Raw genomic sequence first — 17,525 nt, 5'->3', positions numbered from 1 at the left:
AAAAAAAGCAACTTTTAATGATACATTAAGGCTGCTTTTTTTAATTTTCTCACACTATATTCGTTTTATTTAAAAGTATTTCAAAAACGGCTATAAACTGCTTAAAAGATTTTTATTTGAAAATATGCTTCGAGAAAAGATACAGATTGTTGGCCCATTCTACATCATCGTGCGCATTGCCATCTACATGCCACACATGAGGCACTTGATTGGTCTTTAAGCAGCCATGAATGCGCTGGCTCACATTAAAAAGCCAGTCTTTACTTCCACAAGAAACCCACAATACTTTAAGATTTTTTCTTGCTGCTTTTACGTCAGGCATAAGTTTTAGCGTAGAAAGCCCTCCTACTTCATTTGTATTGGGAGCTGAAGAAAAGCCTCCAATAAAAGCAAAAGTATCGATATGAGAAAGGCCAATATTCAAAGATTGTCCGCCTCCCATAGATAAACCTGCTAAAGCTCGCTGCTGTCTGTTGCGATATACAGCATAATTTGATTCAATATACGGAATGATATCCTTCAGCAGATCTTTCTCAAAAGATACTCCATAACTTTTATATCCCATTTCTTTCTCCTTCTCTTGGTCAGGAGCCGGATTTTCAACGGTGACACTTGAGTTGCAGTTGGGAAAAACCACCAGCATTGGCTTGATTTTTCCGTCACGGATTAAATTATCTATAACATCCTGGGCACGAATCCAATCCGTCCATTGCCCTTTATCTGAATTAAGGCCATGGAGCAGATAAAGCACAGGGTATTTTTTATCAGCTGCATAACCTGCAGGGGTGTAGACTGCCATTTCGCGTCGCGTGCCCAGTGTTTTAGAATTGTACTGAACCACTGTCAGTTTTCCAGAAGCCAATTCCGCGTGCTTGTCCCTAAATCCTTTTGGAGGATCTGGAAACGCTGGTTTGTCGTCGGCATTCAATACTATGGGCTGCAGGTTTAATTTTTTATCTGTAGCATTTTCTGTTTGGGAATGTCCTATAGAGCAGCAGGCCAAAGCCAAAATTGCAATTAATATCATTTTAGTTTTCATTCTTCTTTTTTTTATAATAGTCATTCATAATAAACCAAGTTTTTTTCTTTTCTCCATTTTCAGAGATTAATCCTTTCCTATTATACCCTTTTTGATATACAGGATGCATTCTTCCCAATGACCTGTAATCAAACAATAACCATGGACAGACGCCTCTTAAATTTGGAATAGTGTTAAACATTTCGATCTGATTTTTGTAAACCTGCTCTTGATATTCTTCAGACCAGTAGGCAGCTTGATCTGTAGGCACATTTCTATTTCCATATAATGCCTCGGCTCCAAATTCTGAAATGAATACAGGTTTATTAGAGAAATCTATTTTCCACTTTACTTCTGAAGATTTTCCTTGCCAAGGAATATACCAGCCAATATACTCATTAAGAGCAACTAAATCAGAATAATTATAAAGCGGATCCCAAACATGAAATGCATTATTGGCATAACCTTGCGTATTGATAACATGGGTAACCAATCTTGTAGAATCGATCGCTTTACATTCTTTTGTTAAATCAATAAGCGCTTTATCTCTATTTGGAGTGCCGGGATATGTTTCGTTCGAAAGGCTCCAGACCACAACTGCACATCGGTTTTTGTCTCTAGCAATCATTTCTTGCAGCATATGCCGCATTTTTTTGGGAACCAAACTATCGGAAAACTTAATATTCTGATAGATCGGAAGTTCGCTCCACACCATCAGACCCATTTTTTCAGCTTCTTTAATCATGTCTTCATTATGCGGATAATGTGCCAATCTCACTAAATTACATCCTAACTCTTTGGCAGAATTAAGCAATAGCCTGTCATCATCCAATGAAAATGCTCTTGCTTTTTTCATCGGATTTTCTTCATGAATGTTTATGGCCTTAATGAAAATTGGTTTTTTATTAAGCAGAATTTCACTCCCTTTAGTTTCAATGCTCCTAAAGCCAATTTCATCAGCAATGGAATCGGTGTCGCATTCCACAATTACATGGTATCGTTTAGGATTTTGAGGTGACCATAGCTTAAACTTGGACGAAAATTCAAGCTTTGCATAACCGTTGCTATTGGTCTTTGTCTGATAAACAATATTTAATTCTGGTATTTTAACTATAATTTTCTGGCTCAAATTCTCACCGCTTAATCGAATCCATCCCTGCACATTGGTCAGACTGCCTTTTTCTAGCTGGATGGAATAATCCTCAATGTATGTTTTTGAGGTTTCAATAATTTTCACCTCGCGAGTAATTCCTCCATAATTCAGCCAGTCATATCCTAAACCGGGAATTCCGTTCTCTAAACGCCTATTGTCTGCTTTTACAATAATGATATTATCTCCATCCTTTATTTTGCCTGTAATTTCAAATTGAAACGGAGTGAAGCCTCCTTCATGGCTTCCCAGTTTTTCTTCATTAAAATACACGTCAGCGCTATAATTTATAGCTCCAAAGTACAGAAACTGCCTTGAATTTTTCTTTTTAAGAGTAACCGCTTTTTTGTACCAGACAGCACCTTCATAAAAAGCAAGCTCGCACAATTGCGAATTGAAATCGCCCGGAACATTCAATTCTGGCGCACCGTCAAATGAATATTCAAAAAAATCTGTTTTCTTCTGCGGTTTTGGCTCTATCCAAACTTTCTTCCAGTCGCCAGCAGCTCCCGGATCAGACAGCACTTTCCATTTCCCATTCAAACTTGTTGAGTTTCTAGATGCAGCATTGGCCATTGCTGTTTGGGCATTTGTCGTGCTGGCTAAAAAAACTGCCAATAAAACGTTTATTATCTGTGCTTTGCAGATTTTTTGCAGTCGATCCATTTTCTATTCCATTTTACCGGGTTTATATGTGATACTGTCAAAATCCGCAAAGGCTTTGGTATTCTTATTTTGAGATGAGGCATACAGTCCAACATACACGCCAGTAAAACCTCCATTTGTCTCAGAGCTTAGATACCAAACATTGATTTTATCCAAAAACTTAAATTCTTTTCCATCCAAAGAATAATAGAAGCTATAAAAATCCTTATTGCCTTCCACTTTCAAATAAATTTTATCTGCAGGAATTTCCGCTTCAGATGCGGTATGATTCAGTATGCCCATTTTATAACGCAATACTAGTTTGTTTTTGCCTTTTTCTGTTTTTTTCAAAGAAAGGTCGTAATGCGCCTGACTCGAATAGAAAATGGTCATTCCAGCTTCATCTCCGCTTTTTGCATTATTCAATGACATCACGGTGGAAGCTGAAAAATCAATGTGTTCCTGTCTGCGTCCTGCAAAGGTTGGCGAATCATTATCGTCTAAAGATACCGAAGTGGCTTTTAATCGCAATGAACCTTTTTTTTCGGTAAGTGAATACTGTTGCATAAAAGGATTTCTAAGATAATTCCAATCGACACCGAGCTTCATTTCATCAAAACTCGTAGAAAAATCATGAGGTTTTACAGCCTGTAATGGCAAAGTAGGCACATTCATATCTATATTTACTGTGCCATTGCCATTTATTACGGGCCAAGCATCTGCATCCCATCTTACAGGAGCCAAAAAGGTTTCTCGGCCTAAAACATGGTGCAGCAGACTTTGCGGGCGGAAAGCCAGAAAGACAATCCACCAAGAACCATCATGCGCCTGAATAAAATCGCCATGCCCTGTACCTTGAATCGGATTGCTTTGAGCAATTTCATTGATATGCGTCAGAATCGGGTTGGCAGGATTGGACTCATAGGGTCCATAAATGTTCCTGCTTCGCGCTATGGTTATTTTATGGCCGTATTCTGTGCCTCCTTCAGAAATAAGCAAATAGTACCAGCTGTCTTTTTTATAAATGTGCGGCGCTTCAGGATAACGTCCTCCAGTCCCATTCCATACCGTTTGTCCTTTGGTGAGTTTTTTTCCTGTTTTAATATCAATTTCGCAGATCGTAATGCCATTCTGATTCGATACAAAATAAGATTTGCCATCCTCAAAATATAAAGAAGGATCTATACCGCCTTGATCGACAAAAACGGGTTCTGACCATTCTCCTGCAGGATTATCAGTATGCACATAAAAATTTCCTCCGCCCGATACATTGGTCGTGACCATATAAAAACGCCCTTCATGATAACGGATTGTTGGAGCATAAATCCCAGCTGAAGGAGCGCATTTGTCTAATTTGAGCTGAGAAGCACGCGTAAGGCAATGCCCAATTTTGGTCCAATTGATTAAATCTTTACTGTGAAAAACAGGAACTCCCGGAAAGTACTCAAAGCTGGAAGTCACCAGATAATAGTCATCTCCTACTCTGCAAACGCTCGGATCGGGATGAAATCCAGAAATAACTGGATTCTTGTATCCTTGCGCATTCAAAAAATGGCAGCATCCGACTATAGTAATTAAAAGGAAAATTATTCTTTTCATAATTGTAAATTATTGCAATGCTTTATTTTAAATTAAAATCTGCCACACCTCTAATATCAGTAGCCGAAGCTCCAATCATTATTCTGAATTTGCCTGGTTCTGCAATCCATTCTTTTTTAGTGTCGTCGTAATAAGAAAGATCTTTTTTTGTTAAAGTAAAACGCACTGTTTTTTCTTCTCCCAGTTCAAGCGAAATTTTTTCAAATCCTTTTAACTCCTTAATTGGACGAGGCAGGCTTGACGTTTCGTCATTAACATAAAGCTGCACAACTTCTTTTCCTGCCACTTTTCCTATGTTTTTTATGGAAACTGTTACCTCTAAAGAGTCAGCAGCTGTAATCGTTTTTGATGAAACAGCTGGCTTTCCGTACTGGAATGTGGTGTAGCTCAATCCATATCCGAAAGGGAAAAGCACAGGGATTTTTTTAGTATCGTACCAGCGGTATCCTACTAAGATGTCTTCTTTATAATAGACATTTTTTTCGTCACCTGGATAACAAAGTTGGTCAAAAGCATGTGCCCCGCCGTCTTCCAATTTTTTAGGAAATGAAATCGGAAGTTTTCCTGACGGATTTGCTTCACCCGAAATAATATCAGCCAAAGCATTTCCTGCTTCCGAGCCAAGATACCATCCTTGCACAACGGCTTTTGTTTTGTTAAGCCAAGGCATCAAAACTGCATTTCCGCTTAGTAAAATAACCGCAACGTTATGATTCACTTTCTGAATTTCTTCAATAAGCTTATCTTGACCAAACGGAAGGCTCAATGATTTACGGTCTCCGCTTTCGCAATCCTGAAAATAATTTTTATTCAGCCCTCCAACAAAAAGCACTATATCTGCATGGCGGGCAGTTTCAATTGCTGCGTTTTGCAAAGAATCAAGATTTAATTTAGATGGTTCTTCGGCGCCATAAAGCGGTCGTCCCGAAGCATATCCCATACTGTAAACAATATTATTTTCGCCGTATTTATTTTTTAATCCCTGCAAAGGAGAAATTTCGTAAGCCGCTTTCAATGACGTAGAACCTCCACCAACAATCAGGCTTTTCACGGCATTTTCACCGATCACAGCAATTTTTTTATATCTGCCTTGTGGAATAGGCAAAAACTGTTTCTCATTTTTAAGCAGTACGATTCCTTCCTGTGCTATTTTTCGGGCTGCATCGCTATGCTCAGGAGAAACAAAACGGCCATAAGGACGATTGGCGCTCATAGTGGTGCGGAAAATCATTAGGAGAATTCGGCTTGCTTTATCGTCAAGTTTTGACATCTCGTATTTGCCCGATTTAATTCCCTTTAAAAAAGGATCGGCTAAATAATAGCTTGAGAAAGGAAAATGGCCTTGCGTGGTCAATCCGTTTGTATAAGTGCCCATTTCAATATCAAGTCCGCCATTGACCGCTTCATCCGTATTGTGGACACCTCCCCAATCGCTAACCACTACACCATCAAATTTCCAGTCGGTTTTTAAGATTTGGTTGAGCAAGATGTCGTTATGGCAGCAGTGCACTCCCCATATTTTGTTATAGGCTCCCATGATCGACCATACGTTTCCTTCCTGAACTGCTGCTTTGAAGGCTGGAAGATAAATCTCATGCAACGCACGATCGCTTACGTTGACATTAATTTCACCACGAGCAATTTCTTGGTTGTTCAGGGCGAAATGTTTTACGCAGGCTGCGACTCCATTAGACTGCACGCCTTGCACGTATGGAACCACCAATCGCGAAGCCAAAAAAGGATCTTCGCCCATGTATTCGAAATTTCGCCCATTAAGTGGCGTACGGTAAATATTGACGCCTGGCCCTAACAGCATGGTTTTGTTTCGGTATCGGGCTTCTTCTCCAATAGATGTGCCGTAAAGCTGTGCTATCTTTGGATTGAATGTTGCCGCAAGACACGTTAAGGCAGGAAAAGCAGTGCATGAGTCATTCGTCCATTGTGCTGAGTTCCATTCATCCCACAATTTTTCATCGCTCACTCCGTGCGATCCATCTGATGACCATAGATCTGGTATGCCCAAACGAGGAACTCCTTTGGAGCTAAACTTTGACTGGGCATGGCAGAGCGCCACTTTTTCTTCTACCGTCATTCGCGATAAGGCATCCTTTACACGAACTTCTATTGGCTGGCTTTCATCTAAATAAAGAGCAGATTGCGCCCATCCAAAAAATGGTGAGAGGAAAAAATATAGTAATAGTAAAACAGTGATATATCTTTTTTTCATTATGGTATACTTTCTAATTATTTATGAAATCACGAACAATCCTTCCCTTAATTGAAATAAGCAGAGCACCATTCCATGATATTTCAATTACTTTTCTGGGTTAATTATAATCGCAAAACCGCCTCCAGGTGCCATTTGCACTTTCAGCTTAGCGGCATTTGTAACTTTAATTATTTCGCGCTTATAATCTGTAGGATCTTTTTCGGCATTCAAACCGTCTTTAAAAACTTCTGCTGTAAAGCTTCCTTTTTCAAGGAAAGATAAATCGATCTCTATTTCTCTAGCCGACCAATTGGTTAATCCGCCTACAAACCATGTATTGCCTTTTTTTCTGGCAATGACAGCATATTCGCTCACTTTTCCATCCAGCGCAACAGTTTCATCAAAAGTGGTTGGAATTTGAGATATAAATGTAGTGCTTTCCTGCTCTTTCATATAAGCTGTTGGACTATCTGCCATCATTTGCAGCGGCGCTTCATAAAGAACATACATTCCCAACTGATGGCATCTTGTGCCTTGGCTCATAGGCAGCGAATTGCTTGGACGAAAATCTGCTTTTGTCGCATTGCGCATAGCTCCCGGCGTATAGTCCATAGGGCCGGCCAGCATTCTTATAAAAGGGATGCTCGCTTCATAATGCGGCATGTCATCATTTGGTGTCCATTTGGCATTTTCCAATCCTTTAACACCTTCAAAATTCACAATATTAGGATAGGTTCTTTGAATGCCCGTTGGCTTATACATTCCGTGATAGTCAATAAGAAGTTTGTAAGAAGCTGCTTTATTGGCAATATTATAAAGAGAGTTAACCATTTTTTGATCGTCGCGGTCTATGAAATCTATTTTAAAGCCTTTCACTCCCATATTCGAATACTTCGCAAACGCATCATCTAAAACCTGATTTATGGCATACCATGAAGCCCAAAGAATGATTCCTACATTTTTTTGTTTCCCGTATTCGATAAGTTCTTTAATGTCCATAGCTGGCGAGATCTTCAAGATATCGGTTTCTTCACTCCATCCCTCGTCTATCACCACATATTCAATATTGTTTTTAGAAGCAAAATCAATATAATATTTATAAGTCTGCGTATTGATTCCGGCCTTAAAATCTACTTTCGATATATTCCAGTCATTCCACCAGTCCCAAGCCACTTTACCGGGTTTGATCCAGCTCATATCGGAAATTTGTGAGGGCGAAGAAAGTTTTTGAACCAAATCATTATTCAAAAGTTCGCTGTCTTTCTCACTTATAATGATTGCCCTCCAAGGAAAACTTCTACTGCCGTTTGTTTCTGCAATGTAGTTTTCTCTCTCAGAGACCATATAATTCATTTTATTATAGCCTCCTAAACGTTCTTTTTTTGGGTAATGGGCAAATATTCCCTTCAGTCCATATTGTGCCTCATTGTTGCGTGTTAAGAACATCCCAGGATAATCTTGGAGTTCAGCCTCAATAATAGCTACCTTTTTTCCATTTCCTAAATCAACAAGAAGCGGAGAAATAGCCAGTGAATCTTTGACGAATTTAGAAAGCGGAATTTCGTCATAAAGCGCTTCAAAAGCAGAAGTGTACATGTCTTTTTCTCTTAAATCGCGAACATAGGGCACAAAAGCTTTATGGTCTTGGCTGAAGTTAAAACTGGCTTCTTCAGATGCAATGGTATTTTTTTTATTCTTATTTGTAAAAAAACGATACGCTACACCATCATTATAGGCTCTTAGTATCAGGCCAAAATTTCCTTTAAAATTCACAACCAGCTGATTGTATTGGTCTACAACCGTTTTCTTCTTATAAACAGGCGTTTCAAAAGTAGTATTAGAAGCTGATTTTTTAGTGCTAGTAATTTTCGCATTGTTTCCCAAAATCTCTCCGCTGCCCAAGGTTAGTGAAATAGCAGAAGGGGCAACGACTTCTGTATTGTTATGTTTCACAGACCATCGGATTTTGGTGCCGTTTTCTAAGTCCATCTCAATCTTTCCGTTGGGAGATTTGAGATGAAGCACTTGCGCCGATCCGCTTGCTGATAAAAATATAAAAATAATTGCCTGTAATAATGTCCTGTTCATTTGCTGTGTGGTTATTCTAGTTAGTAAATACATGTTCTTTAATGCGCTTTGAAAAAACTTAAAAACGTTCGCGTAAGTGTTATCTCTTTTGGAAAACTATTTTTGACATCTCACTGCACTAATTCATATTGGAGCTTTCGAATTATAGCTTCGAAGTTTTTTCAACGGGCAAATTTGACAAGAAAAAATAGCTGAATACGGTACGTTTTGTATTAAAAAAGGGCAATAATTGTTGTAATCATCAATATTTTAGACAATATAAAGATGAATTGATATGGTTTTCCAAAAAGATCTGCTTCCAAAAAACAGGTAGTCGCTGAGAAACTAAATATTTCTTTTTTTAATTCATCAAGCCTTTTGCTTTAAGCCATCTGCCGCATGCCAGACTCCAATCAGACTCTGTGCCGCCAGATTTGCCAAGTCCAAAGCCATGTCCTCCTTTTTCGTAGATATGGAGTTCGCAAGGAATTTTATTTTTCTTTAGCGCTAAAGCATATTCAATACTGTTTTCTACTGGTACAGCATCATCATTCATGGAATGAACCAAAAATGCTGTCGGAGTTTCACTATTGACTTGCAGTTCATTTGAAAAATTATTAACCTGCTCCGCTGATGGTTTTTCGCCCAAAAGATTAATTCTAGATCCCATATGTGTTATATCATCACGCATTGATATTACAGGATATATCAGCAATGAAAAATCTGGACGCGCACTAGTTGCATCTGCAGTCTCATATACTTTTGCATTAAAATGTGTAGAAAGAGTAGATGCCAAATGCCCACCGGCAGAAAACCCCATAATGCCAATCTTTTTAGGATCTATTCCCCACTCTTTGGCTCTGCTTCTAACCAAACGGATGGCACGCTGTCCGTCTTGCATAGGACCAACCGATTTATCAGTCATTATAGCAGCATCTGGCAATCTGTATTTTAGTACAAAAGCCGTAATGCCAAGACTATTGAGCCATTCTGCAACCTGTTTTCCCTCATGCCCGATAGCCATTCCTGAGTAACCTCCGCCAGGACAGATAATGACAGCTGTACCTGTTGATTTTTCTGCAGGAGAAGGATACACGTCCAATCTCGGATTTGTGACACGCTGCATCCAGCTATCATCTGAATTGGTCTCTTTATAATCGGCATTAGCTATAGCGCTTGGCGCTTTCTTATCCCACAGATTAATGGTTTTACTTTGTCCAAATGTCTTTCCAGCAACCATCAGAAAAATAAGCAATGTGGTTCTAATTCTTTTTGTTTTCAAAATGCTTTTCATTTTAATTGTCAATATTCTAACTATTTTATTACCCCTGTAAATCCTCCTCTTGGCAGGCACTCAATTTTTAATACACTGCCTTTTTTTACCTTTATTATTTCAGAAGAAAAAGATTTATCGTCTTTTCCGTCTTTTATAAGTTCAAAACTATAAGTTCCTTTGCCAACGAAATCAAATGTTACCGTTAAAGTCTGAGCCTGATCTTTACCATTTAAGCCTCCAATGTACCATTTATCTGCCTTTTTACGGGCGATAATAACTTTTTCTCCGGGATAGCCGTCAATTAATTGCGTATCGTCCCAACCTACCGGCACTTTTTTCAGAAACTCTTTGGCTGGTTCAGGCAAAGATCTGTAAGCTGATGGCCTATCGGCAAAATGCTGCAGGCCTGATTCAAAAACGACCGCCAAAGCCAATTCGTGACCGTAAGAAGTAATATGCGGATGCTGAGAATTTGAAAAAGTAACGGGAGTATAATCCATCGAGCCTACTACATTTCGAGTAAAAGGGAGCGTGGTATTGTGTACAGCCGCTTTATCTGTAAGTTCAGCCGTATTGTTGTACCATTCTGCTCCATAAACTGCCTCGGTGGACATCAGATTCGAATAGGTTCTTGCCCAGCCTCGAGGAACAGTGGCACCATGAAAATTTACCATCAGATGATATTTAGCTGCATCCTCTAAAATAGCGATATAATACTGCATCATTTCTTGCTGATCGCCTGCAAAAAAGTCGACTTTAATGCCATACACGCCAATCTTATTGAGCCACGAAAATTCTTTAGCTCTTTTTTCAGCCGTTTGCAAACGATCGTTTGGAGTAGGTTCCATCCAGCTTGTGCCAGAATTGTACCATATCATAGGTTTTATTGATTTGCTTTTGGCATAGTTTACCGCATCAATGATGTTACCACCATTTGCCATTACATCCCATTCCCAGTCAATAAGCACGTACGGCCAGTTCATTTCGACAGCCAAATCAATATAATCCTTCACAATCTGATAATCCTTAGACCCTCGGTTGTTGGCCCAGTAAATCCACGAAACGGCGCCGGGCTTAATCCATTGGGTATCTTTCACGCGGCTAGGCGCGCTTACATCAGTAATAAGAGTAGACTCCACAATATCTGAAAGTTTCCCAATTATTACGGTATGCCATTGGGAGTGCCATGGCTGTTTTGATTGCGCCGCAGACGGATATGCAATTTGATATTCATCAGCATTAGAAGTGCTCGTTAATCTGGCGGCGCAGTTATCCTCGCTAATATCAGCTTCAGAAATCAATGCCCACACTGGTTGGTCTTGAAGTTTATACAATGCTGGAAAGCCATATTGCTGTGCCTTATCTGTTGCTGATTCGCCTGTGCTATACGGGAAAAATCTTTCGTAAGAAGGATCGTATGGCTGCATCCATCGGTCTGCTTTTTTCGGCAGGACATATGTAGTAGCCTCTCCAGTAATGCTAAGTTTAGAATCGGAAGCATCAGGAAATGCATAACGAAAGGCTACTCCGTTGTTATAAACCCTGAAAATGATATCTAAAGTCTGATTGTTTGTGTTTTTAAAATGAAATGTTTTTTCGACTGCTGTATTTTCGCAATGCTTGCGCTTGCCACAGATCATCTCGTAAGTGTCCTTCACCGAAACAGATTCAGATTGTCCAACAAACAATAGATTCCCCACAAACTGCTGATCCTCTCGTGTGATGCCTAATTTTGATTCGCGCACCACTTCAGAAAGGGTCGTTTCGCTTTGGTATAAAACTTTATAAGAAACACCATCAGGCTTGTTTTTATCAGGCAGGTTTAAAATAACTTGTATACGTCCATCAGGAGAACTGATCTTTTGGGCGTCTATACAGAATGAACATAAAAAAAGGATTAAAAAAAGGCTTTGCCTTGCTGCTGATATCATATTCTTTTAATTATTTGATGTAATAGTAATGGTCTGAGGTTGTAATCCATCTCCAGAAACCGTTACTTTGATTTGTCCTTTCTGATGACTGCTTCTCACAATTGCCAGAGCTCTTCCGTGCCAAGCCCTTCTAGTTGTGGATTGATACGGTTCAAAATCTTTTAAATTTGCATTATCAACTGCTTGGATAGTTCCAGGTCCTTCAATTTTAAAAGTAAGGCGTCCGTCTGCATTAGGATTCAAAACTCCTTCACGATCCATTAGTTCGACTGCAATATAAGTCAAATCTTGTCCGTCGGCTTTCATCTCTTTTCGGTCGGCTGCCAATTTAATCTGCACCGCCTCACCTGCAGTCTTCAGCGTAACGTATTCCTGTTCCTCTTCATTTGATAAACCAACCGCTTTCAAGATTCCTGATGCGTAAGGTACGACAAAAACAGTTTTAAATTGTTGCTGCTCTCCTGTTTCCTTCTCTCCTAAAAGCTGGCCATTAAGATACAGCCGAACTTTTGGATATTTGGAATATACTTCGACCTCAACATTTTTCCCTGTATATTCGGGCCATGTCCAGCTTTCCCACGTAGGATATACCGACCACCAGGTCTGTTTGATTTCAAGAGGTTCAGGTGCCGGCTCTCGAATTGCTATATAGAGTTTTTCCTTTTCGTTATAGAGCATACTTCTGTAGTGTGCTATAGGTTTTCTCCATCCAATCAAATCTATATCCCCGCAATAAGCGCCGTGCCACGGAAAAAAATCATTCTCCCAATGTTCACCAGGTACTTCTCCTGAATAATAGTTGCGTCCTATTCCCGATTCTCCTAGATAATCCATGGCCGTCCATACAAAATCTCCAATGATATAATTGTTTTTCTGTACTAATTCCCAGTTTTTAAAAGCATCTTTAGGATACGATTCTGTTTGGACTATAATTCGAGAAGGTACTCTTAAATGGTCTTGCGGTGCTTTATCTAAACTGTAGTTATATCCCGCAACATCATGCTGAGCCATCAAAGGATCAAATATATCCCAATTTTTACCGCCATTAACAATGGCCGATGTTATCGGACGGCTTGTGTCGATTTTTTTTATTTCTTCAGAAAGCATTTTGGCCGTATTTACTGCATCAGGATTTTCTCTTTCCGGTATTTCATTTCCAATGCTCCACATAAAAATGCTGGGATGATTGCGATCGCGCAGCACCATGGCTTGCAAATCGCGTTTCCACCAAGTATTGAAATAATTTGAATAATCATATTTATTTTTTCCAACTTTCCAACAGTCAAAAGATTCGTCCATAACCAGCAAACCTAATCGGTCGCAGGCATCTAAAAAGGCTTCTGAAGGTGGATTATGAGAAGTTCTTACAGCATTGAATCCGCTGGCTTTTAAAAGCTCCACTTTGCGTTGTTCTGCACGGTCAAAAGCAGCGGCACCCAGGGCACCGTTGTCGTGATGCACGCATCCTCCGTTGAGCTTAATTGTTTTTCCGTTGAGCTGAAATCCATTCTCAACTGTAAATTTAAGAGAGCGGATTCCAAAATCGACAATACTCTCATCAAGGATTTTCTTCTGTTTTGAAACCTGCATCAAGACTTTATACAAAAAAGGCTGCTGCGGACTCCAAAGTGCCGGATTGCTAACTTTTATAAGCTGAGTCACGACTTTTTCGCTCTTTGGAGAAAGCGCCACTTTTGTTTCCTGACGCCCTGCAGTCTTAGATGTTGGATTTTGGATTAATGCTGTAACGGTAATTTCCGGTAACGATTCGGTTTCATTGATCACTTTGGTTTCCACACGGACTGTGGCTTTTTTGGGAGAAATCTCGAAAGTGCTGATTCCTGTTCCCCATTGTGCTATATGAACTGGATTGGTCTGAATTAGCCAGACATGTCTGTAGATTCCCGATCCGCTATACCAGCGGCTGTTCATCTGCTGCGAATTATCTACTCGCACCGCAATCACATTCTGTTCTCCATATTTGAGATGCGGAGAAAGATCATAGCTGAAAGAGGAATATCCGTACGGATAAACCCCAAGCGACTTGCCATTAATAAAAACTTCGGAATTCATATAAACCCCTTCAAAATAAATCGCTGTTTTTTTGGTCTTCCAATTATCTGGCACTGTAAAAGTCTTTCGGTACCAAGCCACTCCTGCGGGAAAATATCCTCCTCCTGCTCCAGTAGGATTCTTTGGATGGACTTTGCCTTCAATACTCCAATCATGAGGCAGATCAAGCTTTCGCCAGTCCTTATCATTGAAATTATCGGATGAGGCTTTTGTCTCCTCTCCCAGAAAAAATCTCCAATCATCGTCAAAAAGCTGTTTTCTCTTTACGTTTTCCTGTGCATGCAGAGATGAAAAATTTAGAAGCAGCAGGCATAAAAATAGCATGCTTTTCTTTAAATAGTGTATGTGATCTGAAATTGAATTATTCATTTTCGTTATTTGATTTTGTACTGTTCTGAAATAATGCGGCAAGACGTTACTGTTTTTGGAAATATTCTAAAGTAAATCCAAACTCATACGGCTTACTGCCAGAATTGGTATATTTTTCCATTGTTTTTGCTCCCCAAGAATCATCGCCTCCAACACCATGAATATTTAGATCAATATTAAGGTTGATAAAATCACGTCTGGCCAGCTGGTAATCGTGTCTGGCATTTTCCAAATCTTCTTCTGTATAAGGCCATGCACGGAAATTCAACGGCTGCAATCCCGTTACTTTAATACTGTTTCCGTTTGGCGATTCAAGAGAAAACCAACGCACATCACTGCGGTTTGCATTATCTTGCGGAGCTGGATACGGAACGATAAAATGTTCCAGATCTTTGTGATATGCTCCTAAAAAAGAAGCTGTTTTTCGGTCTGGGTAATTCTCATAAGGGCCTCGGCCATACCAATTTACAGCATTATAATTTTTGGGAATGCGAAGTCTCATTCCAAATTTAGGAATTTGTCCGATAGTATCGCTTAATGGCCTATAAAAAGCTCTTGTGCCTAATTTTCCATCTCCGTTTAGCTGATATTCTAGCGTATAATTGGCTCCAATACGAGGAAAACTGATATCAAATTTTACCGTAGCTAAGGTATCTTGTTTGGTTACAGCAACCTTTTTAACCACTCTATCGGCTGTTGCGTTTTTCCATTTTGAGAATTCTTTTGAATAACCGCTCTGCTTCTGGTTGTCATTTGGAGTTTTCCAGAAATAAGGCTCCAAAGATCCTATTAAAAGCTCCTGATCTTTGATTTTCCAACTTGTTAGCTCACCATTGTTTTTATTGAAAACAAAATTCATATCATCCGTCTTAAGCTCAATAACAGTAGACGTTTCCTTTACTTTTACAGCTTTTGCTCCAGAAATGCCTTTTTTCCACTCATAAGGTTTTATTATAAACTGTTCACGAGCGATGCAATAGCCTGTTTCTGCCCAAAGTGCACCATCTTTAAGCCTTACATAAATGTTAAGGCAGATTTCAGGACAGGCTTTTTGTTCGTTCTGAAGATATGGGAGATCAATAACAGCAGAAGCCCCTGGCAAAACAGAACCGAAGTTCAGCAGACCTCTCTGCAAAGATTTTCCTTCGCAAACATATTCATATTCAATATCGAAATTTTGAAGCGGCAGAAAATCAAAACGATTGGTGGCTTTAATACTTGTTTTCTTTTCATCCTGCATTTGGAAAATAACAGGCTGATAGACTTTCTGCACCTCATAATAATGCGGATATGGTTTTCGATCAGAAGAAACCAATCCTCTCATGACAAAATTGCCATCGTTGGGCTTGTCGCCAAAGTTTCCGCCATATGCCCAAAATTCGCTATCTCTTAAAGAATAATCGTCAGGGTGCTGGGTAAGTTGAAACGGAGAACCATCTTTGGCTTTTGGCAGTCCGTGTTCGTCCCATTCCCAAATTGCAGCACCGCATAGGCTTGGATCTGCATAAATTACATCCCAATATTCCTGCAGATTTCCGCCTGAATTTCCCATAACATGAGCATACTCGCGCATAATTACAGGTTTGTCTTTTATCCTTTCGCCCAATTTCTTAAAATCTTCAGGATGCAAATAACTATCATCATAGAGATCTGATATTTCTCTGTGGGTATCCGAAAAAACGAGGCGTGTCTTATCGAGTTTGCGAATGGTATCTGCCATTGCTTTCATATTTTCTCCTTTACCGCCTTCATTGCCAAGAGACCAGATAACCACGGACGCGTGATTTTTGTCTCTTCCAACAAGCGAAGTGGCACGTTCTATATGAGAAGTTTTCCAGAGAGGATCTTCGCCCAGCTCTTTATTCCCGAGACCGAAAGCATGGGACTCCTGATTTGCCTCGTCCATTACATAAAAACCGTATTTGTCGCAAAGTTCATAAAACAGCGGATCATCAGGATAATGGCTTGTGCGTATCATATTAATATTAGCCTGTTTCATTAGCTCCATATCACGTATCATGAATTGACGGCTGATGTATTTTCCTGTACGCGGATGCATTTCATGGCGGTTAATGCCTTTCAATTTCACCGCTTTGCCATTGATGTAAAATACGTCTGCACGCACTTCAATGCTTCGAACACCAAAATAGCATTCGGCTCTGTCTACAATCTCATTTTTCTTATTTTTAAGTTGCAGAACAAGCTTATACAAGTCGGGAGTTTCTGCTGACCAAAGTTTCGGATTATCTAGTATGGCATTCATCGTAAAGAGTCCTTTGGATGATGAAACCGGCACTTTTGCCTGAAACTGCTTCTCTATATAATCTCCTGATTTTGAATATCCGCTTATAGTAGCCTCAACTTTCAATCCTGAAGTATTCTCTGTGCCTCTGTTATCCAAACGGATATCGATGGCAACTTCTGCTTTTGAATATGATTTGTCTGGAATTGCCTTTACAAAATAGTCTCCGATAAAGGTTTTAGGTCTTGCAATCAGATCGACATCTCTGAATATCCCGCCCAAACGCCAGATATCCTGATCTTCCATATAACTGCCATCGCAGTATTTGTAAACTTCTACAGCCAGTTTATTGTCTCCTTTTTCGATATAAGGCGTAATGTCAAACTCGGCAGGCGACATAGAATTTTCGCTATAGCCTACTTTATGTCCGTTTACCCAAAGATACATTGCCGATTGTACTCCTCCGAAATTAATAAATATCTGTTTACTACTCCAGTTCTCGGGAATCTTGAAGCTAGTTGTATAGCTGCCAACGGGATTTCTTTCTTTAAAAGTCGTAAAACTCTCATCGGGTTCGCCGCTTACTCTTGGAATATCTCTTTTAAAAGGATAGGCCACATTGGTGTAAATAGGGGTTCCAAATCCTTGCAATTCCCAACTGCCAGGTACTAAAATAGCAGTCCAAGCATCAGTAGAAAAATCTTTGCTGTAAAAATCAGCTGGTCGAGACTGTGGATTGGCCGACCAGTTAAATTTCCACATCCCATTCAGAGACAAAAGCATTGGATTATTTTTTTTCTCTTCGGCAAGAAAACCGTATGCATGTGGTTTTTCCTTATTGATGCCATTAACAGCTGGATTCTCCCAGTCATTTACCTGCTGGGCATTTATAAGGTTAACCGCAAAAAATACGGCAATGAGAAAGATTTTTTTTATCATGTCAATG

At 39.6% G+C, this 17,525-nt stretch carries 9 protein-coding genes; all 9 read right to left on the bottom strand.

Going from position 1 to position 17,525, the window contains the following annotated elements:
- Positions 1–112: 112 nt before the first annotated feature.
- A complete protein-coding gene (locus GR162_RS08465; RefSeq protein WP_202393919.1) occupies positions 113–1,039 on the bottom strand; it encodes an esterase family protein in 927 nt (308 codons plus the stop codon).
- The gene (locus GR162_RS08460) at positions 1,029–2,834 is read right to left on the bottom strand and encodes a glycoside hydrolase family 2 protein (RefSeq protein ID WP_237421334.1); all 1,806 of its coding nucleotides are present in this window, start codon (positions 2,832–2,834) and stop codon (positions 1,029–1,031) included. The genes GR162_RS08465 and GR162_RS08460 overlap by 11 nt, the downstream gene beginning before the upstream one ends.
- Before the next feature lie 3 nt (positions 2,835–2,837).
- The gene (locus GR162_RS08455; protein WP_160781776.1) at positions 2,838–4,412 is read right to left on the bottom strand and encodes a glycoside hydrolase family 43 protein; all 1,575 of its coding nucleotides are present in this window, start codon (positions 4,410–4,412) and stop codon (positions 2,838–2,840) included.
- 22 nt (positions 4,413–4,434) lie between these two features.
- Positions 4,435–6,639 carry a beta-glucosidase gene (locus tag GR162_RS08450; RefSeq protein WP_160781775.1) on the bottom strand — a complete coding sequence of 735 codons (2,205 nt, stop codon included), beginning with the start codon at positions 6,637–6,639 and terminating at the stop codon, positions 4,435–4,437.
- Positions 6,640–6,726: 87 nt separating this feature from the next.
- Complete coding sequence (locus GR162_RS08445) at positions 6,727–8,709, bottom strand: glycoside hydrolase family 97 protein (RefSeq protein ID WP_160781774.1); 1,983 nt, start codon at positions 8,707–8,709, stop codon at positions 6,727–6,729.
- A gap of 340 nt (positions 8,710–9,049) precedes the next feature.
- Positions 9,050–9,970, bottom strand: coding sequence for an alpha/beta hydrolase (locus GR162_RS08440; protein WP_237421333.1), 921 nt, complete (start codon positions 9,968–9,970; stop codon positions 9,050–9,052).
- A gap of 32 nt (positions 9,971–10,002) precedes the next feature.
- The gene (locus GR162_RS08435) at positions 10,003–11,895 is read right to left on the bottom strand and encodes a glycoside hydrolase family 97 protein (protein WP_160781772.1); all 1,893 of its coding nucleotides are present in this window, start codon (positions 11,893–11,895) and stop codon (positions 10,003–10,005) included.
- Positions 11,896–11,901: 6 nt separating this feature from the next.
- Positions 11,902–14,337 (bottom strand): sugar-binding domain-containing protein, encoded by a 2,436-nt coding sequence (locus tag GR162_RS08430; RefSeq protein ID WP_160781771.1) that lies wholly within the window; start codon positions 14,335–14,337, stop codon positions 11,902–11,904.
- A gap of 46 nt (positions 14,338–14,383) precedes the next feature.
- On the bottom strand, positions 14,384–17,518 hold the full coding sequence (locus GR162_RS08425) for a glycoside hydrolase family 2 TIM barrel-domain containing protein (RefSeq protein ID WP_160781770.1): 3,135 nt from the start codon (positions 17,516–17,518) through the stop codon (positions 14,384–14,386).
- Positions 17,519–17,525: the final 7 nt, after the last annotated feature.

The sequence above is a fragment of the Flavobacterium sp. HBTb2-11-1 genome (genome assembly GCF_009826975.1).
Taxonomy (GTDB): domain Bacteria; phylum Bacteroidota; class Bacteroidia; order Flavobacteriales; family Flavobacteriaceae; genus Flavobacterium.
Note: the sequence above shows the minus strand (reverse complement) of the source record. Positions and strands in the feature narration are given on the sequence as shown.